At 69.0% G+C, this 19898-nt stretch carries 20 protein-coding genes and 1 pseudogene; 15 read left to right on the plus strand and 6 right to left on the minus strand.

Annotated elements, in window-relative coordinates; genetic code table 11:
• Window positions 1–54 precede the first annotated feature (54 nt).
• Window positions 55–864 carry a glycosyltransferase family 2 protein gene (locus BLQ39_RS07075; protein ID WP_134575331.1) on the plus strand — a complete coding sequence of 270 codons (810 nt, stop codon included), beginning with the start codon at window positions 55–57 and terminating at the stop codon, window positions 862–864.
• Window positions 861–2321 carry a hypothetical protein gene (locus BLQ39_RS07080; RefSeq protein WP_092322844.1) on the plus strand — a complete coding sequence of 487 codons (1461 nt, stop codon included), beginning with the start codon at window positions 861–863 and terminating at the stop codon, window positions 2319–2321. The genes BLQ39_RS07075 and BLQ39_RS07080 overlap by 4 nt, the downstream gene beginning before the upstream one ends.
• A 25-nt stretch (window positions 2322–2346) precedes the next feature.
• Here BLQ39_RS07080 and BLQ39_RS15820 read toward each other — a convergent pair whose 3' ends face one another.
• A complete protein-coding gene (locus BLQ39_RS15820) occupies window positions 2347–2487 on the minus strand; it encodes a hypothetical protein (RefSeq protein WP_166784477.1) in 141 nt (46 codons plus the stop codon).
• 135 nt (window positions 2488–2622) lie between these two features.
• Here BLQ39_RS15820 and BLQ39_RS07085 point away from each other — a divergent pair, with 135 nt between their 5' ends.
• From BLQ39_RS07085 to BLQ39_RS07120, 9 genes and pseudogenes are all read left to right on the plus strand, one after another.
• Window positions 2623–3936, plus strand: coding sequence for a UDP-glucose dehydrogenase family protein (locus BLQ39_RS07085; protein WP_092322846.1), 1314 nt, complete (start codon window positions 2623–2625; stop codon window positions 3934–3936).
• Complete coding sequence (locus BLQ39_RS07090; RefSeq protein ID WP_092322847.1) at window positions 3936–4979, plus strand: LCP family protein; 1044 nt, start codon at window positions 3936–3938, stop codon at window positions 4977–4979. Before BLQ39_RS07085 ends, BLQ39_RS07090 begins: the two co-directional genes overlap by 1 nt.
• A gap of 142 nt (window positions 4980–5121) precedes the next feature.
• The gene (locus BLQ39_RS07095; RefSeq protein ID WP_092322849.1) at window positions 5122–6177 is read left to right on the plus strand and encodes a 2-keto-3-deoxygluconate permease; all 1056 of its coding nucleotides are present in this window, start codon (window positions 5122–5124) and stop codon (window positions 6175–6177) included.
• A complete protein-coding gene (locus BLQ39_RS07100) occupies window positions 6174–7517 on the plus strand; it encodes a four-carbon acid sugar kinase family protein (protein WP_092322850.1) in 1344 nt (447 codons plus the stop codon). Before BLQ39_RS07095 ends, BLQ39_RS07100 begins: the two co-directional genes overlap by 4 nt.
• Complete coding sequence (gene pdxA / locus BLQ39_RS07105; protein ID WP_092322852.1) at window positions 7514–8539, plus strand: 4-hydroxythreonine-4-phosphate dehydrogenase PdxA; 1026 nt, start codon at window positions 7514–7516, stop codon at window positions 8537–8539. The genes BLQ39_RS07100 and pdxA overlap by 4 nt, the downstream gene beginning before the upstream one ends.
• 218 nt (window positions 8540–8757) lie before the next feature.
• The gene (locus BLQ39_RS07110) at window positions 8758–9675 is read left to right on the plus strand and encodes a GntR family transcriptional regulator (protein WP_166784476.1); all 918 of its coding nucleotides are present in this window, start codon (window positions 8758–8760) and stop codon (window positions 9673–9675) included.
• 175 nt (window positions 9676–9850) lie between these two features.
• A complete protein-coding gene (locus tag BLQ39_RS07115; RefSeq protein ID WP_135109383.1) occupies window positions 9851–11713 on the plus strand; it encodes a hypothetical protein in 1863 nt (620 codons plus the stop codon).
• Between the two features lie 36 nt (window positions 11714–11749).
• Window positions 11750–11806, plus strand: a pseudogene (locus BLQ39_RS16265) (DUF2510 domain-containing protein); the annotation flags it as partial.
• Window positions 11807–11839: 33 nt separating this feature from the next.
• A complete protein-coding gene (locus BLQ39_RS07120; RefSeq protein ID WP_241982921.1) occupies window positions 11840–12295 on the plus strand; it encodes a hypothetical protein in 456 nt (151 codons plus the stop codon).
• A gap of 11 nt (window positions 12296–12306) precedes the next feature.
• Here the strand turns inward: BLQ39_RS07120 and BLQ39_RS07125 are convergent, their stop codons facing one another.
• Both BLQ39_RS07125 and BLQ39_RS07130 read right to left on the minus strand, forming a co-directional pair.
• The gene (locus BLQ39_RS07125; RefSeq protein WP_092322857.1) at window positions 12307–12858 is read right to left on the minus strand and encodes an NUDIX hydrolase; all 552 of its coding nucleotides are present in this window, start codon (window positions 12856–12858) and stop codon (window positions 12307–12309) included.
• Window positions 12855–14045 (minus strand): hypothetical protein, encoded by a 1191-nt coding sequence (locus BLQ39_RS07130; protein WP_092322858.1) that lies wholly within the window; start codon window positions 14043–14045, stop codon window positions 12855–12857. Before BLQ39_RS07130 ends, BLQ39_RS07125 begins: the two co-directional genes overlap by 4 nt.
• Window positions 14046–14254: 209 nt before the next feature.
• Here BLQ39_RS07130 and BLQ39_RS07135 point away from each other — a divergent pair, with 209 nt between their 5' ends.
• The gene (locus BLQ39_RS07135; protein WP_241982920.1) at window positions 14255–15265 is read left to right on the plus strand and encodes a dipeptidase; all 1011 of its coding nucleotides are present in this window, start codon (window positions 14255–14257) and stop codon (window positions 15263–15265) included.
• On the opposite strand, the gene BLQ39_RS07140 is transcribed toward BLQ39_RS07135, so the two are convergent.
• Both BLQ39_RS07140 and BLQ39_RS16110 read right to left on the minus strand, forming a co-directional pair.
• Window positions 15262–15564, minus strand: a complete 303-nt coding sequence (locus BLQ39_RS07140; RefSeq protein WP_134575327.1) for a hypothetical protein — start codon at window positions 15562–15564, stop codon at window positions 15262–15264. The genes BLQ39_RS07135 and BLQ39_RS07140 overlap by 4 nt on opposite strands.
• Window positions 15565–15801: 237 nt before the next feature.
• Window positions 15802–15930 (minus strand): hypothetical protein, encoded by a 129-nt coding sequence (locus tag BLQ39_RS16110; protein WP_255452816.1) that lies wholly within the window; start codon window positions 15928–15930, stop codon window positions 15802–15804.
• A 91-nt stretch (window positions 15931–16021) separates the two neighbouring features.
• On the opposite strand from BLQ39_RS16110, the gene BLQ39_RS07145 reads away from it, so the two are divergent.
• Together BLQ39_RS07145 and BLQ39_RS07150 are read left to right on the plus strand one after the other, a co-directional pair.
• The gene (locus BLQ39_RS07145) at window positions 16022–16285 is read left to right on the plus strand and encodes a helix-turn-helix domain-containing protein (protein WP_166784475.1); all 264 of its coding nucleotides are present in this window, start codon (window positions 16022–16024) and stop codon (window positions 16283–16285) included.
• Window positions 16285–17562, plus strand: a complete 1278-nt coding sequence (locus BLQ39_RS07150; protein WP_092322864.1) for a HipA domain-containing protein — start codon at window positions 16285–16287, stop codon at window positions 17560–17562. Before BLQ39_RS07145 ends, BLQ39_RS07150 begins: the two co-directional genes overlap by 1 nt.
• 100 nt (window positions 17563–17662) lie before the next feature.
• On the opposite strand, the gene BLQ39_RS07155 is transcribed toward BLQ39_RS07150, so the two are convergent.
• Entirely contained in the window at window positions 17663–18949 is a 1287-nt protein-coding gene (locus BLQ39_RS07155; protein WP_092322866.1) for a hemolysin family protein, read from the minus strand.
• A gap of 212 nt (window positions 18950–19161) precedes the next feature.
• Here BLQ39_RS07155 and BLQ39_RS07160 point away from each other — a divergent pair, with 212 nt between their 5' ends.
• Entirely contained in the window at window positions 19162–19791 is a 630-nt protein-coding gene (locus BLQ39_RS07160; protein ID WP_166784474.1) for a DUF2510 domain-containing protein, read from the plus strand.
• The last annotated feature ends 107 nt before the right edge of the window (window positions 19792–19898 follow it).

The raw sequence follows: 19898 nt of genomic DNA on the forward strand, positions 1-19898 counted from the left end.
GCTACTACGAGAGCCCGGGAATCACGTTTTGGGCGGCCAGCTCTAGGAGTCCGCGTGCAGTTGCACCATCTTGCCGTGGTCATGCCGGCCCACAACGAGGCCGAAGGGCTCCCCGGCTTCCTCGCCGAAATCGCCGAGCATGTCGCCCCGCTCGCCGACCTGGTGAGCATCGTCGTGGTCAACGACGTGTCGACTGATTCGACGGCAAAGGTGCTGGCGGCCCTCCTGGAGACCTCACCTGGCCTCACCGTGATCACCGCCGCGATCAACCGGGGGCACGGCCCCACGGCCCTCGCCGCCTACCGTGCCGGGCTCGCGCTCGAGCCGGATGCGATCGTGCACGTCGACGGCGACGGCCAGTTCGAGGGGAAGGACTTTCCCGCGCTCGTGCATGCCCTCGACGGCGCCGACGTCGTGCACGGGGTGCGCGAGCAGCGCACCGAACCCTGGTATCGGCGGGTGTTGACGGGATCGGTCGGCCTCGTGGTTGCGCTGGCGACGGGGGCTCGTATCCCCGACGTCAACACGCCACTGCGCGCCTACCGGCCCGACGTGCTGGCACGTCTCGTTGACCTGGTTCCCGAGGCCGCCCTCGTGCCGCACGTGCACTTCTCGGTCGCCGAGCGCCGGCTCGGCTTGCGCGTGCGCCATGTGCCCGTGCGCAGTATCCCGCGCCGCGGGAGCGTGGCGACCGGCAGCATGTGGGGGGAGCAGGCGAAGCAGCCGATGCTTCCGCCGCCCCGGCTGCGCGATTTCAGTCGCCGGGCCGCGCTGGAGGTGTGGCAGTACTCGCTGCGGCCGGGTCTCGACAAGCTCGACCACCGGGTGGAGGCGGCGGCCGCGTCGGGTGCGCCCCGGCCGTGACGCTCTTGCGCCGGGCGGTGTTCCCGCTGGCCCTGGCGGCGGTCGTGCTCGCGCACCTGCTCGTCGCCGTTCCCAGCCTGGTCGAACTGCGCCTCTGGGAAGACGAGGCGTTCAACCTGACCGTGCCGCTCAATCTGCTCCGCGGCCTGGGTTACACGAGCGACGGCACCTTGTCCGGAAGCCAACTCACGCCGTTCGACCCGAGGATCTCCACCGGCCCGGTCGTGCTTCTGCCGGTCGCCGCGGCGCTCGCCACGGGCGCCGACATGGTGCTGGCGGGGCGCAGCGTCATACTTCTTTTCTTTGCGGCCCTGCTAGTGGGGCTCTGGCTTGTGGGGAGCCGCATCGGCGGCAAATGGGCCGGCCTGGCGGCCGTGGCCGTGCCGCTCGGACTGGACGCGAACGCGTCGCCGTCGCCGTTGCAGGGCCCCGCCGACATCCTCGGTGAGATCCCCGCGGCCGCGCTCCTGGTGTTCGCCCTCGCCGTCCTCCGCTCTCGGCCGTGGCTCGCCGGGCTCTTCCTCGGCCTGGCCGTTCAGTCCAAGACCATTGCGCTCCTGGCCGCGCCGGCCCTCGTGCTCGCGGTGTTCCTCAGCGAGCCGGGGCAGACTGTGCGGCAGCGGCTGCGCCGGCTCCTTCCCTTCGTCGGCATGGCTGCGGTCCCGACGGCGCTGTTCGCCCTGTGGCAGCTGATCGAGCTCGGACCGGCGGGCTTCGCGGTGACCACACGCCACTTCGTCGGATTCCTTCTCTCCGGCGGCCAGACCGGAACGTGGTCGCCGTTCGAGAAACTCACCGCGCTGCAGTCGGACTGGCGCCTTCCCCTCGCGGTCACCGCACTGGTCGCGCTCGGCGCACTCGCGCACGGACTCGCCGCGGTGATGGTGCTCCGTCGCGGTGGCGAGCTGCCCGCCGACGTCGTCGCCCGCACGCCGCGGCGTGACCTCGTCGTGCTCCTGGCCGCCTCAGCCCTCGGGCTGCTCACCTGGCTCGGCTGGTGGCTCGCCTCCGCGCACACGCCCGTGTGGATTCGGCACCCCTCGCCCGGGCTGTTCGCCTTCGTGCCTGTGCTGGCCGCGTTCGTCGTGCTGGCGTTGCGGGTCGTGGCCCGCGAACGCCAATTCCGGGTGCGCGCGGTGGCGATCGCCGGGGCCGCGGCGCTCACGGCGGTCCTGGCCGTGCAAATGGCCGGGCATGTGGGTGAGGTGCGCAGTCACACAGGCGAGACGCTCACCGATCAGCGCCGGGTGGCGGCCGAGATCGCGGCACTTCGCGTGGACTGGTTGGCGGGTGTCTGGGGCGGCACCGTCAGCGTGACGGTGATGTCGGGCGCCCATGCCGCGCTCGTTGACGCGCCGGATGTCGCCGACCTGCCGAGAATCCGGCACCACGCGGGCTTGCCCTGCGGGTCTCTACTGCTAGCTGCGGGCCCGTACGTTGTGTGCGAGGCGCCGTAGCGCCGGGATAGAGGTCATTCGCCAGCTACATCGTGAAGGCGGCGTAACCGCCGAAACCCGCGGCGGCCGCGCACAGCGTCAGCAGCGTGTACTGCAGCCATTTGTGGCTGCGTCCCCGCCGAAGTATGGCCTTATGGCCCATCTGTTCCGGCCGGATTTTCGTCATTACTGCATCCTATCGGCGCAAAGCCCTGCTAGACCGGTCGTACTATCCCCAGAACGGGGGCTTTTGGGCGCAGGATTCATGCGGGGAATCGCTCAGGGATGCACCGGTAGGCTCGGGGGATATGTGGAGAAGCGCATGAGAATTTCCGTTATCGGCTGTGGCTACCTGGGCGCTGTGCACGCGTCGGCCATGGCCGAACTCGGCCACGACGTCGTCGGGATCGACGTCGACACCGACAAGATCACCAGGCTGTCCCAGGGCCGGCCGGTCTTCTTCGAGCCGGGTCTGGCCGAAGTACTCACCTCGGCCATCGGCTCTGGCCGACTGCGCTTCAGCACCGACATCGCGGACGCCGCGGGCGCGCAGGTGCACTTCATCGCGGTCGGCACCCCGCAGAAGCAGGGAAGCCATGCCGCCGACCTCCGTTACGTCGACGCCGCGGTGCAGTCGCTGCTGCCGCACCTCGCCGTGGGCGACCTCGTTGTCGGCAAGAGCACGGTTCCCGTGGGCACGGCGGCGCGTCTCGCCGACCTGATCACGGCATCCGGCAGCGGCGCCACTCTCGCCTGGAACCCCGAGTTCCTGCGCGAAGGATTCGCCGTGCAGGACACGGTCAGCCCCGACCGCCTGGTCTACGGCGTGCCGGCGGGCGAGGCCGGCGAGCACGCGACGGGCCTTCTGAACGAGGTCTACGCGGCGGCGATCGCCGCCGGCACCCCGACTGTGGTCACCGACTACGCGACATCCGAGCTCGTGAAGGCCGCAGCGAACGCGTTCCTCGCCACGAAGATCAGCTTCATCAACGCGATGGCGGAGATTGCCGAGGTCTCGGGCGCCGACGTCACCCAGCTCGCGGACGCGATCGGCTTCGACGACCGCATTGGGCGCCGGTTCCTCAACGCCGGCGTCGGCTTCGGCGGCGGTTGTCTTCCCAAGGACATCCGCGCCTTCACCGCCCGCGCCGAGGAACTCGGCCGGGGCGAGTCGGTGGCCTTCCTCAAGGAGGTCGACGCGATCAACCTGCGCCGCCGCCAGCGGGTCGTCGAGCTCGCGGTCTCGGCGCTGGCCGGTCCCGTCTACCACTCGAAGGTCGCGGTGCTTGGGCTCAGCTTCAAACCCGACTCCGACGACGTGCGCGATTCCCCGGCGCTGGACGTGGCGGTGCAGCTGCGCGGCCTCGGCGCCGACGTGGTCGCCACCGATCCGCAGGCCATCGACAATTCGCGGGCGCGGCATCCGCAACTCACCTACTCGACCGACCTCGAAGAGACCCTGCGTGACGCGGACGCCGTAGTCCTGGTCACCGAGTGGCCCGAGTTTCGGGAGCTTGACCCGGTGTGGGCGGCGACCCTCGTGCGCACCCCCACAATTGTGGATGGACGCAATACGCTCGACGCGGCCGCTTGGCGTGCCGCCGGGTGGACCTACCTTGGATTGGGACGACCTTAGTGACTGACATCTTTTCAGGCCCGGGCCTCAAGCCAAAGCCTGCGCGCACGCGAGCCTCCAAGCGCAAGCGAGGGCGAATCGCACTGATCGCCATCGGCGCGGTCCTGCTGCTGGTCGGCGGCATCGTCGGCGTCTACGCGTGGACGCTCAGCAGTACTTTCGACGGCACGGAGAAGATCGCCGGCGCCTTCCCCACGGACGACAGCAGGCGGCCGCTGGCGCTCACGGGCGACGCGGGCGAGGCGCAAAACATCCTGCTGCTCGGCTCCGACACGCACGGTTCGAACAACGGTTCACTCGCGGACATGAAGGGGCAGCGCTCCGACACGATCATGATCGCGCACATCCCGGCCGACCGGAAGAACATCTACGTCATGTCGATCCTGCGCGACAGCTGGCTCGACATCCCCGGGCGCGGCCAGGCGAAGATCAACGCGGCCCTGGCTTACGGGGGAGTGCCACTGGCGGTGGAGACCATCGAAGGTGTGCTGGGCGCGCGGATCGATCACGTGGCCATCGTCGACTTCACCGGCTTCAAAGGCATCACCGACGCGCTCGGCGGCGTGGACATCGACAGCCAGGTCCCCTTCAAGGCGGGCGGCCACCAGTTCTCCCAGGGCGTTCAGCACGTCGATGGTGAGCAGGCCCTCTCATTCGTGCGGGAGCGTAAATCGTTCAATGACGGCGACTTTCAGCGCGCGCGCAACCAGCAGGCCTTCATCAAGGCGGTCCTGACGAAAACGCTGAGCGCGGAAACCCTGACCAACCCGGGCAAGATCAGCGGCCTTGTCGGCGCGGTCGCCCCGTTCCTCGCGGTCGATCAGGGCCTCACCTCCGGCTACGTCGCCAGCCTGGGAGTGGAGATGCGCGACGTGCGGGTGGGAAACGTCACGTTCTTCACCATGCCGACGCTCGGCACCGGCACTTCACCCGACGGGCAGTCGATCGTGAACATCGACTGGGAAGAGCTCAAGGCTGTGCAGAAAGGGTTCCAGACCGACACCCTCGACACCTATGAGCCGAAGGTGCAGACGATCGGTTAGGCCTTCGGGCTGCGCTCCGCCCGAAGTCCGCTACGTAAGCCATGACGCAGAATTGAAGTGGCGATATTCGCTTGAGTGTAGGTACACTATGTACGTACACACCTCGCGGGCATCGACGCCCCTTCAGTTAAGGAGATTCGCCATGGAAGCCGAATCCAGAATCAAGAGCCGAGTTCCCCTGTTCGACGGCATGAACAGGATCCCCGGCGGGTTGATGCTCATTCCGCTCATCCTGGGATCCGTTGTCGGAACCTTCGCTCCCGGCTTCCTGGCCATGGGCAACTTCACCACCGCACTCTTCCAGGGCAGCGCGCTGCCCCTGATCGGCCTGCTGATCTTCGCAACGGGCATGCAGATCACGCTGAAGACCTCCGGGCCGGTTCTCGCCACGACCGGCGTCATCCTGCTCTTCAAGTCGATCATCCCGGCCACCATCGTCGTGCTCATCGCCCAGCTGGTGGGCATCAACGGAATCCTCGGCGTCTCGATCCTCGCCCTGCTCGTGATCGTCGACAACAGCAACGGCGGCCTCTGGCTCGCGTTCACCGGCCGCTACGGCGACGCCCGCGACCGCGGCGCGTACATGGCCTCCGCCATCAACGACGGCCCGTTCTTCTCCATGCTCTTCCTCGGCGTCGCCGGCCTCGCCGACATCCCGTTCCAGCTGCTGCTCGCCGCCGTCATCCCCCTCGTGCTCGGCATCATCGTCGGCAACCTCGACCAGCGCTGGACCGAGATCATGCGCCCGATCCCGAACATGGTCATCCCCTTCTTCGCGTTCGCCCTCGGCACCGGCATCAACCTGGGCAACGTGCTCAACGGCGGCCTGTCCGGCCTCGTGGTCGGCGCAATCGCCACGCTGGTCACCGGAGGGCTCGCCTACATCGGCTACCGCTTCGTGCTGCGCCGCGGCAACAAGTCGGGTATCGGAATCGCCGTGGGCACGACCGCCGGCAACGCCATCGCGACCCCCGCCATAATCGCGGCCGCCGACCCCAGCTTCGCGCCGTTCGTCGAGATTGCCACCGCACAGGTCGCATCCGCCGTGCTCGTGAGCGCCGTGCTCGCCCCGCTGCTCGCGGCCTGGGTGCTCAAGCGCGAAGGCGGGCTCGTGGATGCCGCCGCAATCGCCGAGCCCCAGCCGGAGCCGACAGCCGGCGAGCCGATCGCTCAGGGCGGCCGGACCGACGCTCGATGAGCGAGGCGCGCCGCCAGGCAGCGGTGGCCATCGGCATAGCCGCCGATGACCTGACCGGCGCGGGCGATTCGGCCGTGCAGTTCGCCCGTCGAGGCTGGCGCGCCCGGCTCACCCTGGGCACGCCGAGCCTGGATGCCCTGCTGCCCGGCTCGGTTCTGGCCGTCGTCACGGACTCCCGCGCCCAGCCGGACCAGGCCGCCCGGGAAGGCACCGCAGCCGCGGTGACCGCCCTCGGCCGGGCCGGCGCCACGCGCCTGTTCCTCAAGATCGACTCCACCATGCGGGGATCGGTCGCCCACCAGGTGCTCGGCGCCCTGGAGGCCTGGGAGGCTCACCACCCGGGCGCCTTCGCCGTCGTGTGCCCGGCCTACCCGGCCATGGGCCGCACCGTGGCGCACGGCCGAGTGCTGGTCAACGGCGACGGCGTGGAGGCCACCGCGATCGGCCTGGACCCGGTGACGCCGGTCACAACGAGCGCCCTGAGCGATCTTCTGCCGGGGAGCACCGCGGTGGCTCCCGGGCAGGGGGCGGTCGCCTGCGTCGCCCGCATCACAGCGGTCGTGGCCTCGGGTGCCCGGGTCGTGACCCTGGATGCGAGTACCGACACCGAACTCGCCGAGATCGCCGCCGCGGTCGCCGAGCTCGGCCCGCGGGCCGTTCCGGTCGGCTCGGCCGGTCTGGCCGTGGCCATGGCCGAGGTCTGGGCGGGAGCGACGAATGACGCGTCCCCGGTCGATCGCCCGCCGGGCGTCGACCGGGTGGTCGTAGTGGTCAGCTCGCTGCACGAGGTTTCCCGCGCCCAGCATTCGACCATGGTCGAGTCGCTGCCGGCCGACCAGCATCGCGCGTTCGCGCCGACACTGGCCGAGTTCCTCAGCCCGGATTGCGTCGACGACTGGATCGGCCGGGAGCTGGCCTCCGCCCCCGGCCTGCCCCGTGTCATCACGATCACCGCGCCGAGCGAGCGGCCCGGCACGGAAGCCGGCCTCTCCGCCGGGGGCACTCCCTCGATGGCGATTGCCGCCGGTCTAGCCACGATCACCGCGGCCGTCTTCGACCACGGCAGCGTCGGAGCCCTCGTGCTCATGGGCGGGGAGGGCGCTCGAGCCGTGCTCGACCGACTGGGCGCCGATTCCGTGCTCGTGACCGACGCCATCCGCGAAGGCATCCCCATTGGCGTGGTCGAGGGTGGGCGGGCGCACGGGCTCACCGTTGTCACCAAGGCCGGTGGGTTCGGCGACGTGCGCTCGGTCGCTGACATCCTGCCCGAACTCGTGCACCCCGATTCCTCGGCCGCCCGCGTGCGCGGCCAACTGCTCAACCTAGGAGAAACCCCATGACGCTTCCCAGACTCGCCGTCACCATTGGCGACGTGGCCGGCATCGGCCCCGAAATCACGGCCAAGGCTCTGCTCAACCACGACGACCTGCGCACCAGGTGCATTCCCGTTGTCGTGGGCGACGAAGCCGCCATGCGCCGCGGCGTTCTCAACGTGGGCGGCGACCCGAGCGCCATCCGCGTGATCACCAGCGTCTCCGAGGCGAAGAACCTGCCCGGCACGATCGAGCTGCTGCAGACCGGCCCGTCGCTGGCGGACGTTCCGCTCGGCTTGCTCAGCGCGGCCGCCGGGGACGGCGCCTACCGCTTCGTGGTGGAGGCCTGCCGCCTCGCCCGCGAGGGAGAAGTGGACGGCATCGTCACCGCTCCGCTGAACAAGGCGGCCATGCACGCGGGTGGCCACAACTGGCCCGGCCACACCGAGCTTCTGGCGCACGAGTTCGGGGTGAAGAACTTCTCGCTCGTGCTCTCCGCGGGGGACCTCTACTTCTTCCACCTGACCACGCACGTTTCGATGCGCCAGGCCATCGAGGGCATCACCTTCGACCGCACCCTCAACGTGCTCGAACTCGCCGGCGCCTTCGCCCGGTCCATGGGCAAGCCCAACGAGCTGATCGGACTGGCCGGGCTCAACCCCCACGCCGGGGAGAACCGCCTCTTCGGCGACGAGGACGCCGACATCCTGGCTCCCGCCGTCGCGGCGGCCAGGGCCCGGGGGCTCAATGTCGTCGGCCCGCTGCCCGGCGACGCCCTCATCCCGGCGGCCGTGCGGGGCAAGTACAACCTGGCCGTGGTCTGCTACCACGACCAGGGTCACGCGCCCTTCAAGGCGGTCTACGGCGATGACGGCGTGAACATCACGGTCGGCCTGCCGGTCGTGCGGGTATCCGTCGACCACGGCACGGCCTTCGACATCGCGGGCAAGGGCATCGCCCGGGAGGCGAGCCTGGTGCTGTCGCTCGAGCGCGCGGCCGAGCTCGCCCCGGGCTGGGACCATGTCTGGCAAGCAGCCCAGGCCGCGTAGCGCGGGTCTCCCCATTCGTTCGTGTCGGGTCGATGCGCGGGTACTACGCCGCTTCGCCGGCGATGCGCCACCCGCGCAGCGGCGTTGGGCCCGCGCAGCTCGAGATCTCGAGCGAGCAGCCGAGCTGGCCCCGGGCTGGGATCATGTCTGGCAAGCAGCCCAGGCCGCGTAGCGCGGGGGCGTCCGGGGCCGCCGCGGCTGGAATATACGATGGCACCATGTGGCTAAACGAGGTATCGCCCGGGGCGGTCGACTCGACCAGCCGCACGCCGATGCACAGCCAGGTGAGCGCGATCATCCGTTCCCGCATCGCCGACGGTGAGCTCCCGCCCGGGTCGAGCCTACCGACCGAGGCCGAGTTGCAGGACCGGTTCGGGATCTCCCGGTCGGTCGTGCGGCAGGCGCTCGCCGCGCTGACGGCCGAGGGGCTGATCAAGCGCGGTCGCGGGCGGGGGAGCGTCGTCGCCCCCCGCGGTGAGCATCACCGCCTGGTGCAGCGGATGTCGGGCCTCTCCACCCAGATCGCGGCGGAGGGCGCCCAGGTGACCACGGAGGTGCTGCACCTCGCCCCGGAGCGGAACGCCCATGCGGAAGCGGCGCTCGCGACCTCAGCGGTGCTCGGAATCCGGCGCCTGCGTTCGGTGGGGAACGAGCCGATTGCGCTCATCCACACCTGGCTTCCGGTGTCGCTCGGCGGGCGGCTCAGCGCCGAAGATCTGACGAACGCATCCCTGCACGCGGTGATGCGGGACAAGCTGGGCGCGTCGATCGTGTCCGGCCGCCGCCAGGTGCGCGCCGTGCCCGCCTCGGCGGCGCTCGCGCAGGCCCTGGGCGTGACCGTCGGGGCGCCGGTGCTGCTGCTCGAGGGAACCAGCCTCGACGAGAACGGGCTGCCGATCGAGGTCTTTTCGACCTGGCACCGGGCCGATCGGGTCGTCTTCGACATCGATGTGCTGAACGAGGGCCCCGTCCCGGCGCAGCGCCCGGTGGAGCCCGGTGGGTTTGGTGCCGGTGGCGCTGGGGCGGGCGTTGGCGCGGCTCCGGAGGCTGAGGTCTCCGACCGCGCGGAACTGGCCCAGCGTGCCCGCGTACTCGCGCTGCAGCTGCAGCAGCTCTCCGAGGATCTGGAGCAGTAGGCACGAGCCGGTCACCGGCCCGTCATAGCGACAAGTGCACCCCTGACTGGGGCCAGCCGCTGGCGCTGTGAGGTCTCACGCTCTCACTAGCCTCTGGGAGGCAGCACAAAAGAGCTGAAGCTCATGGGGGTACTCGTACATGTCTCGTCGACGTCATTTTGCCGTGCGATCGGCGGTGGCAGCCAGCCTCGTGCTCGGTGCGATCGCCTCGGCCGCTCCGGCCTTCGCCCAAAGCGCGGAAGAGCCGGTAGTCGTGTCGCCAGCGGCGAGCGGTGTCGAGCTGGATCAGGCGATCGACGGTTCTTGGTTCTGGCAGGTAACGCTGGATGTGCCCGAAGCGTATATCGGCAGCTGGGAACGCGATCTCGGGGTGTGGGGGTCCCCGGAAGAAGCCCAAGCTGCGGCCGGGCAGTCCAGGGAATGCGTGCAAGGGGCGATGAAGGGATTCCTGGACCAATTCGCCACTCATGCCGAGTTCGAACTTGCGAACGAATCCCTCGACCAGGACTCGTGGTCGACGTCGACGATCGACGACGAAGTGCGCGCCTGCCGCGACGCATCGGAATGGAAAGTGGAGCGTGCTTCGATCGACAATGCGGGCTACCGCGTCATCGACATTCCTCTGGACGTGGTCGGACCAGGCACGCACGAACTTTTTGTGATTGGACTGTCCACTCCCGCGAGCGGAAACCCCACCGTGCGCAATCCCGGATGCGCTCTGAAGGTTTGGGAGGGCGGCAAATGGGCCGGTGGCGGCTGCCCGTACGATGCCTCCGCCCCCGTCTACTTCACAGTGACGGTTCCTTCCCCTCCAGCCAGCGAAATGTTGTTGCAGAGTCGGGACGTCGAGAAGGGGTCCGCGTTCGACCCTTCAGTCTTCAGCACACTCAAACCACTGGATCAGACGGAGGATGCGGAAGCCTTGGCGCTCCACGTCGGCCTCACAGTCGCGCTGGCGCTCGTGCTGGCCATCCTGATCGCCCTGCCTACGGAGATGCTCAACTCGGTTGTCTCGGACAACCACTCGAGGATCGCCGGCTTCTTCCGCTGGCTGCTTCCCGCTGGGCGTCGCGCCAAGCGGAGCGGGGCACGGCCCGTCGATGACATCGTGGCCGATCGCAAGAGGCCGCTCGTGGTGCAGCGAATCTTCGGCGGGGTGTCCGGCTGGTGGTCGGTCCCCGTGCTGGTCGCGGGCGCAGTCATCGCCAGCTTCGCCGAGCCTGATTTCGGGGTGAACTGGATGTCGCTCAGGCTGATCCTTACCTTGTTCGTCGCGTTCCTCATCGTCAACTTGGGCGGCACATTCTTTGCCTGGCTGGTGACGCGACGGCGAACCGGCGCGGAACGCCCTCGGTTGACAGCGCGGCCGCTGTTCCTTGTCCTCATTCTCGTGACCGTGCTGTTTGCGAAATTCCTCCACGTCGAGCCGGCGCTGATCTTCGGTACGGTGCTGGCGATCGACTTCGGCAGCCGCCTGTCCAAAGCGCGCAGCGCGGCGGTCACAACGGTCGGCGCCGCCTACCTGATCGTCATTGGTCTCGGAGCGTGGGTCGGCTACAGCGCATTAGTCGGGTCCACGCTGAAATCGGCCTTCGGCCTCAGCGGGATCCCTGACGCGTTCATCTTGCCGATCTCCGGCGCCCTCTACGACGCTCGGCTCGCGCTCGGAGAGCTCGCGAGCGTGCTCGTCGTGGAGGCCATCTCGACCGTGCCGATCGCCCTGCTGCCGCTCGCGTTCCTGAGCGGGGCATCCCTCTGGGCCTGGAAGCGCTGGGTGCGGGCGCTCGTCTACGCGGCTGGGCTTGCCGTGTACTCCTTCGTGCTGGTGCCCATGCCGAAATCATGGGAGACGGTGCCGGAACCCCTGATGCTGTGGATCGCCATCTTCGCTGGCTACGCGGCTTTCGCCCTGGCCGTTTGGGCGGTCTTCTACTTCATCAACAAGAGGCAGCCCGAGCCCGAGTCCGAGAACGGGCCGGCGTCACCGCCAGTCCGGGGCCCTGTGTCGGATGAGCCCGTGCTGAGCCGCGTCGGGTAGGCCGTAGGGGCCAGGAGACCGGGCGGCTGGTACGCCGACCCCTCCGGAGCGCTCCGGCAGCAGTGGTGGGACGGGGCCAAGTGGACCGAACACCTGCACGACCCCGCGCTGGAGAAGTACGGGGCCGTGCATAGGCCGGTCGTCGGGCCGGCCACGCCCGTCTACAGCGCCTCGATCTGGATGATCATCGGGCTGCCCCTGCTCTCGCTGTTCGCGGTTGCCTCGTTCGACATGACGGAGTACCTGATCGGCGCCACGTCAGGCCTGGCCGTCGTCAACCTGGACTACGTGTTCCTGCAGGGCCTCGGCTTCGCCATCTACGTCGCCTCGGTGATCTTCGCGTTCCTCGACTGGCGGAGACTGCTCGCCGACGCGTTCGAGCGCCGATTCCGCTGGGCGTGGGCCATCCTCTCAGTGGTGGTCTATGTGATCGGACGTTCGGTTGTGGTGAACCGGCAGGCCGGCCGCGGGCTGTGGCCGATCGGCGCCCTGGCTGCGCTGATCGTGCTGGAAATCGTCGTGCTCGGGGTCAAGTTCGAGGAGGCGATGCCGGCCCTGATGCTGGCGGTATCCGGCTCCTGACCGGCGGCGCGTCACTCGTCAGCGAAGAGGAGCGCGAGCGCCGCGAGGGTGTGCGCATCCGAGAACTCGCCGCGACGCGTCATCGGTTTCAGGGCGGTACGTTGCACCCAGACGACGGCGTTGACCTCGCCGTCGAGGGCGGCCGGGTGCTGGGCGGGGTCGACTGTCGCTGTAACGACGGCGACACGGCCGGGCAGCAGGGCGCTGTCGGTGACGTAGCCGCCGAGCACCCGGGAATCGCTTGCCCGGTACCCGGTCTCCTCGAGTAGCTCTCGCTCGGCATCGGCGCATTGGGCTGCCTCGGCCGAGTCGAACGCGCTCGGGTCGTTCTCGCCGAACCCGCGGGGCAGCTCAAGAAGCTCCGCGCCCGGCCCGGGGCGGAACTGGCGCACCAGGAGAATGCGCTCGGCATCTCCGGCGATCACCACGACACCGGGCCTGCCGTTCTGGGCGATCAGTGTGTGCGAGGTGAAAGTGAGGCCCGACGGCAGGGTGACCTGCTGCCGGGTGAGTTCGAGTCGGGGGGAGTCCTCCCACAGGTAGACGGTTTCGGGCTCGCTCATCGCCGGCCTGCGCTCACGGAGATTACGCCACGCAGGCTGAGCCGTGATGTCTGCCAGATCGTCAGCAGGGTTCCCCAGGGCATCGACGCGAGGGCGACCAGCGCGAGGATCCACGCGGTCTCAATCCAGTCCCAGCGCTCCGGAACGAAAGGGAGCCCCACAGTGAGAGCGATTGCCGCAAGCAGGAACCGGATGGCGCTGCTGGTGACCACTTCGCGTCGCGATGGGATCGCGAGGTGCTGGCGCACCGCATACCCGATCCCGTTGACCGCCGATTGGCTGGGGCTCTTGGCCAGCCGGGCCCGCTGCGGGCTCACGGCATAGTGCAGGCTCGCGAACACGGTGGGCGGGGCGGCCGTCATGGTGTCGATGACCGATCCGGAGAAATGGAACCTGCGCCGGGACGCGTCGCCGCGCCCTTTGTCGAGCGGATCTGCTGTCGCGCGCGGCTTGAACCGGATCCAGTCCGCGTTGGTGACCTGCGCGAGCGCGTCGAGGTAGGCGTCATTCCACCAGGTGTGCACGGCATCGAAGTCGGTCACCTGGGGTGAGAGTTGCACGGCCGCGTCGTGGGTGGTTGTGAAAGTGCTGCGCCTGGTCAGGGTCGTCCCGACCGCCAACAGGCCGGCCGCCGGCTCCGAGAGGTTCGCCGGGCGGTCGACGCCGGTGAGGAGGGCGCGCCTGATCGCGGGATCGAACGGACCCTGCACGTGATCGGTATCCAGGGGGAGGAGACCTCGCTCCGAGGCGTCGATCCATGCGTCCCAGGCCGCCCGGACGCGCGGCGGCGGCCAAGCACCGTCGCCCCCGCCGAGGAAGCCGTGCTTACGCAGCTGCCAGGTGAATGTCGGGTCGGCTTCCTTTGCCTCGAGCGCCGCTCGCAGGGATCCGCTGAGAGTCGAGAGGATCAGGGGCAGGGGGAGGCCGGTGCGCCCGAGCCGCGCCGCGAGTTCCGTCGGGCCGACCGAGAGGAAGAAGACGCCGTCGAGGAGCATGGAGTCGGTGATGAGCACGTTTTCCGACAGGAGCACGCCGGTGCGAATCATCCCGAGGATACGGGCCTCGGCGATCGTTTGAGCGGCCACACCCACGCCGGCATACGCGTGCGACTGCTCGACGCTGTCGAGCTCGCCAATGAGGGCGCGCCGCAGAGGCGCCTTCGATGCGGCAGTGGAAGCGTTCGGCATGGTTCCCCCTCGGAAATTCACCCTATCCAATCGGCGGATTTCCTTGATGGATTGAGGGCTGGCGTGTGCGCGTGGCCCATCGCCATCTTCGCCGTCTACGCGGCGTTCGCGCTTGCGGTGTGGGCGGTCTTCTTCTCCGCGGACTAGAGAGTGCCCGGTTCGTCCCGAGCGGCAGCCCCGTGCAGGAGAATTGGGTGATGCGCGATCGGATGAACGAGTTACTGGCCGGCGTCCCCCTGATTGACGGGCACAATGACCTGCCGGACGCGCTGCGCGTGAGTGCCGGGTACTCGGTGGCGGGCCTCGACGCCGTGCGGGCGGAGTTGCAGACGGATATCCCGCGGCTGCGGCAGGGCAACGTGGGCGCGCAGTTCTGGTCGGTGTGGGTGCCGTCGGATCTGCCCGAGCAGGCGGCGGTCGTCGCGACCCTCGAGCAGGTGGACGCGGTCTACCGGCTCGTCACCGCGTATCCGCAGGTCTTCGGCTTCGCTGCCACGGCGTACGAGCTGGAGCGGGTCTGGGCGTCGGGGCGGATCGCCTCGCTGATGGGCATCGAGGGCGGGCACTCGATCGCCGAATCCCTCGGGGCGCTGCGGATGTTCGCCCGTCTGGGCGTGCGCTACATGACCCTCACCCACAACGACGACACCGCCTGGGCGGCCTCGGCGACCGGCCTGCGGCAGACGACCGGGCTGAACGACACTGGCCGGGCGATCGTGGCGGAGATGAACCGGATCGGGATGATCGTGGACCTCTCGCACACGGCGGAATCCACCCAGCTCGACGTGCTGGCGGCGACGACGGCCCCGGTGATCTTCTCGCACTCCTCGGCACGGGCGGTGACCGATCACCCGCGGAACGTGACGGACCGCGTGCTGGAGAAGCTCGCCGACAACGGCGGCGTGCTGCAGGTCACGTTCGTGCCGGGGTTCGTGTCTGCTCGGCCGGACGCCACTCTGGCCGACGTGGCCGACCACGTCGAGCACGCCCGCGCAGTGGCCGGGGTCGACCACATCGGCATCGGCGGCGACTATGACGGCACGCCGGTGCAGCCGCAGGGCCTGGAAGACGTGAGCACCTACCCGGCGCTGTTCGACGAGCTGGCGACCCGGGGCTGGTCGGCCGGCGACCTGCAGAAGCTCGCGGGGCGCAACATCCTGCGCGTGATGCGTGCGGTGGAGGATGCGGCGACGGAGCCGCTCTGGCCGGGGAGCCGCTAGCCGTACATGGTGATCAGGAGAACAAACCCGATCACCGTCACGGCGGCCGCACTGAGCCCGACAAGCGCATAGCGTCGGCCGGAAGTGCGCAGGCCGGCTGTCCCGGCGATGACCGCGCCCACGACGCCGACGGGGAGGAAGGCCAGCCCCAGGATTCGTACCCAGTTCGCCGGGTCGAGGGGCGTCGCCGTCAGCACCCACAACCACACCAGCGCTGCAATCCCGCTGAGACCGAAAGCGGCGCTCATGGCTCCAGCCAGGCTGGATCGCCCGGAAGCGGAACTCTGTGAGGTGCTCATTGCTAGCTCCTTGTCCGTTTGCGGGTGACCCGCCCATGGAGATCGCCGCGTGTCCTGCGGGGCACGGCGATGCTAGCCCTCATCTGGCGCCGGAATATGACCGCCAGGGGCCGCGCCACCGGAGATTTCGAGTTGCGCGGGCGGCGCGCCGCTTCGCGGGTGGCGCATCACGCGCGTAGCGGCGCACTACCCGCGCATTGGTCCACAACCAACGCATGAGGCGACACCCAGCGCAGGTCAGACGGTGGTGGCGTCTTCGATCTCTCCGATGAGCTCCTCGATGATGTCCTCGAGGAACAGGACGCCGGTCGCGACGCGGCGACGCCGACGCCGGGTGGCACCGACTGTGTGGGAAATACCCCACATTCAAAAATGTGGGTTATAACCCACTTGACGGGATGTGGGCTATGACCCACAATGAGTCATGTGGGTTGTTGCCCACATCGGAGGGAGCCGCATGGACGTGTACACCGCCCGGGACCTCGGCGCCGCAGCGCGCCAGAAACGCGAAACCCTCGGGATGACCCAGCAGGCCCTGGCCGACGCCGCCGGCGTCACCCGAGACTGGCTGCTCGACTTCGAGGCAGGCAACCCCAGCTCGTCCCTCGGCCGGGTCTTCACCGTGCTGAACACCCTCCACCTGCACGTCGACCTTACAGACACCCCGGAGGACGAGAGCGACAGCGCCCTCGACGACGTGTTCCGGGACCTGGACCGCTGATGGCACGCGAGCTCAGCGTCTACCTCGACGGCACCCACGCCGGGACGCTGCACCAGAGCGCCCAGGGCAACACCACGTTCCAGTACGACGACGCCTACCGCCTCGAGCGTCGCGGTCCCACCCCGCTGTCCCTGTCGATGCCGCTGACCCGCCGGGAACACCCCAACAGGGTCGTCCTGCCGTTCCTCCAAGGCCTCCTCCCCGACAGCCCCACCAAGCTCGACCAGCTCGCCGCCGAGCACCACACCTCAGCCCGGAACGCCTTCGGCCTCCTCGCCCATGTGGGCCGGGACGCCGCCGGCGCCGTCCAGGTGCTCCCGCCGGGGGAGGACTCGCCCGACGCCGCCACCCGGCAGGGCGATGTCACCCCGCTGACCGACGCCGAGGTGGGCGAGGTCATCGCGGACCTCATCGAGCACCGTGACACCTGGGGGCAGCAGCGCGCCGAAATGCACTGGTCCCTTCCCGGCGCCCAGCCCAAGGTGGCCCTGTTCCGGTTCGAGGACGGCACCTGGGGCACCCCGAGGGACTCGACCCCCACCACCCACATCCTGAAACCGGCCGTCCCGCCCTACACCGACCATGACGTGAACGAGCATGTAACGATGGCCGCCGCCCAGATACTCGGCCTGGCCGTGTCCAGGCACGAGCTGATGACCACCGACCGGGGCGACCGGGTGTTTGTCTCCACCCGCTACGACCGGCGGAAGCTCAGGGGCCGGTGGGCCCGGCTGCACCAGGAGGACCTCTGCCAGGCGCTCTCCGTCGCCCCGGCCCGGAAATACCAGCAGGACGGCGGCCCCGGCGTGAACCAGGTCGCGGCCCTGTTCGACAACCTCGCCGACCCCCGCGACGCGGCCGACAGCCGCCGCCGATTCTTCGACGCCCTCGTGTTCAACGTCTCCGCCGCCTGCACCGACGCCCACGCCAAGAACTTCTCCATGCTCCTCTCCGGCCGACGCGCCACCCTCGCCCCGCTCTACGACGTCGGCACCCACGCGACGTACTCGTCCCGGGAACCGCTGCGCTCGGCGATGATGCTCGACGACGAGTACACCCTTGACGCCATCGGCCTGCCGGAGCTACTCAAAGCGGCCACCAGGCTCCGTATCCCGGCCGACCTGGCCGCCGAGCGGGTCGCCTATATCCGGTCGAACCTGGCCGCAGCGTTCGCCGACGCGGCCGGCCGGACGACCGGCAGCCCCGAGGTGGCCGGATACGCGGCCACCGTCGCCAACTCCATCCACGAGCTCGTCGTCACCCGCGGCTGGGCCTGACCGACCACCTCGGCCGGGGCCTGAAAGCCGAACAGGTCATAAACATCGAGGCGACCGGTTTCCGGTCAGGGACCTGCAGGTCCTGAATGGCTCCCGCCCCTCAAGGAGCGAGTACCTCGATGGTGGTGATTCGGAGCCGCTCCATGGCGGCAACCCTGAGCCGGCGCGCGCCGACGGTGACCGTGTCGCCGACGACGGGCAGGCGGCCCAGGCGAGCCGTGATGAAGCCGGCCGCAGTCTCGTACGGGCCGTCCTCGAGTTCGATCCCGGTGAGCTCCGCGAAGTCCTCGATGTTCACGCTTCCATCCACGATCAGCGCCGCACCGGATTCGTCGGAGCGGCGCACGGCCGCCGCCTCGGGGGCGTCACGCTCATCCCGCATCTCGCCGACGAGCTCTTCGACGAGGTCCTCGAGCGTCACGATGCCATCGGTTCCCCCGTATTCGTCGATCACGACGGCCATGTGTATTCCGGCGCGTCGCAGCTGGGTCATGGCAGGCAGGATGCGGTTCGTGCCCGGAAGAAACACGATCGGCCGCGCGAGGTCGGCGACCGTCCTCGCGCCGCGGTTCCCCTCCGGGTCGAGAAGATCGCGCACGTGCACGAAACCGATCACGTCGTCAACGGATTGGCCGATGAGCGGGTAGCGCGTGTACGGCATCGCCCGTACCTGGCCGATCGCCTCGGGGATCGTCTGGGTGCCGATCAGGAAGGCGACATCCGCGCGATGGCGCATCACTTCTCCGACGGTTCGATCCGCTGCCGTGAGGACTTCACCGAGGATTTTTCGTTCATCGACTTCGAGCCCTGGGTGGGCGCCGAGCAGATCTCGGAGCTCCTCGACGGACATTTCCTCCTTCCTGGCGTGCGGGTCTCCGCCGAAGATCCTCACGACGCCGTTCGTTGACACGGAAAGAAACCAGATCACCGGTCGCAGCAGTGCAGCGAAGACCAGAAGCGGCGGGGCAAGCGCGAGCGAGAAACCGGCCGCGCTCTGCAGCGCAAGCCGCTTGGGCACGAGTTCGCCGAGCACGAGCGACAGGTACGCGATCAGCAGCGTCATGCCGATCAGGGCCAGCACGTCCGCCGCCCCCGCGGACAGGCCGAGCGCTTTCAGCAGCGGGGCGACATCCGGGGCCAGCGTTGACGCCCCATAGGCGGCGGAGAGGAAGCCGGCCACCGTAACGCCGATTTGGACCGCCGCGAGGAACCGGTTGGGGTCACGCGCGAGCGAGGCAACCTTGGCCCCGCGACTTCCTTGCTTCCGCAGCCCGTGCAGCTGGCTCTCCCTCAGGGACACCAACGCAATCTCCGTGGCGGCGAACACCCCGCCGATCAGCACGAAAAGCAGCACGAGCCCGAGATTGACCCACGTGTACACATCCACGAGCTCATTCTATGAATCCTGCCTCCTGCCCGGCGCTCTTCGACGAGCCGGCGACGCGGGGCTGGTCGGCCCGCGACGTGCAGAGGCTCGCGGGGCGCGACATCCTGCGCGGGTAACCGCTGATCGGGACTGCCGATATCCCCCAATAGGGGGCTGAGGCGCGGTGCCGCCGGCCCTCTATGCTGGCCGCACCCGAACATCAAGGAGCCCTCGTGACCGACACGGCAGGAACCATCTCCACGCAAGCAGGCTGGTACCCGGACCCGTCAGGGGCCCCCCGACAGCGCTGGTGGGACGGCGCGAGGTGGACCGAACACCTGATCGACCCCGCGGCGGCGAACAACCCGGCCGCCCGCGTGTCGCTGCGGGAGTCCGCGATGCCCGTCTACAGCGCATCCATCTGGATGATCGTGGGGCTTCCCCTTCTCTCCCTGTTCGCGCTCGTGGCGTTCGACCTGACCGGGTTCCTGATCGGATTCACGTCGGGGTTGTCCACCATGGTCGACCTCTCGGTCACATCGTGGCTGGCCCTTCTCAACCCGGACTTCTACTTCCTGTATGCCCTCGCCCTCGCCGCGCGGATCGCCTCGCTCATCTTCGCGTACGTCGACTGGCGGGGGCTGCGGTTCGACGGCATCGATCGTCCGTTCCACTGGGCCTGGTCCTTCCTGTCGGTGGAGCTGTACGTGCTCGGCCGCTCGATCGTCGTGCGCCGGCGCGTCGGCCGCGGTCTGCTGCCGATCGGCGTCATGGTGCTGCTCTGGGTGGTGAGCTACGGCGTGGTCACGCTCAAGATCGAGGACTCGATGCCGGCCGTGACGATGTGGCTCGGGAGCCTCTGACCTCGGTGTAGCTGACCTCTGTGTAGCCGGCCGCTGTGTAGCCGAGCCGTTGTGCTGGCCCCTGTGCGGGTTTTCCGCACGGCGGCGGCGTGCCCGTGTGACCATAA

Origin of the sequence: Cryobacterium psychrotolerans, assembly GCF_900101115.1 — a bacterium.
Taxonomy (GTDB): domain Bacteria; phylum Actinomycetota; class Actinomycetes; order Actinomycetales; family Microbacteriaceae; genus Cryobacterium; species Cryobacterium psychrotolerans.

Coding starts and splice junctions, on each gene's coding strand:
- BLQ39_RS15820 (WP_166784477.1), bottom strand. CDS start 2,487: ATGACGAAAATCCGGCCGGAACAGATGGGCCATAAGGCCATACTTCGG.
- BLQ39_RS07085 (WP_092322846.1), top strand. CDS start 2,623: ATGAGAATTTCCGTTATCGGCTGTGGCTACCTGGGCGCTGTGCACGCG.
- BLQ39_RS07095 (WP_092322849.1), top strand. CDS start 5,122: ATGGAAGCCGAATCCAGAATCAAGAGCCGAGTTCCCCTGTTCGACGGC.
- BLQ39_RS07100 (WP_092322850.1), top strand. CDS start 6,174: ATGAGCGAGGCGCGCCGCCAGGCAGCGGTGGCCATCGGCATAGCCGCC.
- pdxA (WP_092322852.1), top strand. CDS start 7,514: ATGACGCTTCCCAGACTCGCCGTCACCATTGGCGACGTGGCCGGCATC.
- BLQ39_RS07110 (WP_166784476.1), top strand. CDS start 8,758: ATGTGGCTAAACGAGGTATCGCCCGGGGCGGTCGACTCGACCAGCCGC.
- BLQ39_RS07125 (WP_092322857.1), bottom strand. CDS start 12,858: ATGAGCGAGCCCGAAACCGTCTACCTGTGGGAGGACTCCCCCCGACTC.
- BLQ39_RS07130 (WP_092322858.1), bottom strand. CDS start 14,045: ATGCCGAACGCTTCCACTGCCGCATCGAAGGCGCCTCTGCGGCGCGCC.
- BLQ39_RS07135 (WP_241982920.1), top strand. CDS start 14,255: ATGAACGAGTTACTGGCCGGCGTCCCCCTGATTGACGGGCACAATGAC.
- BLQ39_RS07140 (WP_134575327.1), bottom strand. CDS start 15,564: ATGAGCACCTCACAGAGTTCCGCTTCCGGGCGATCCAGCCTGGCTGGA.
- BLQ39_RS16110 (WP_255452816.1), bottom strand. CDS start 15,930: ATGTGGGGTATTTCCCACACAGTCGGTGCCACCCGGCGTCGGCGTCGC.
- BLQ39_RS07145 (WP_166784475.1), top strand. CDS start 16,022: ATGGACGTGTACACCGCCCGGGACCTCGGCGCCGCAGCGCGCCAGAAA.
- BLQ39_RS07150 (WP_092322864.1), top strand. CDS start 16,285: ATGGCACGCGAGCTCAGCGTCTACCTCGACGGCACCCACGCCGGGACG.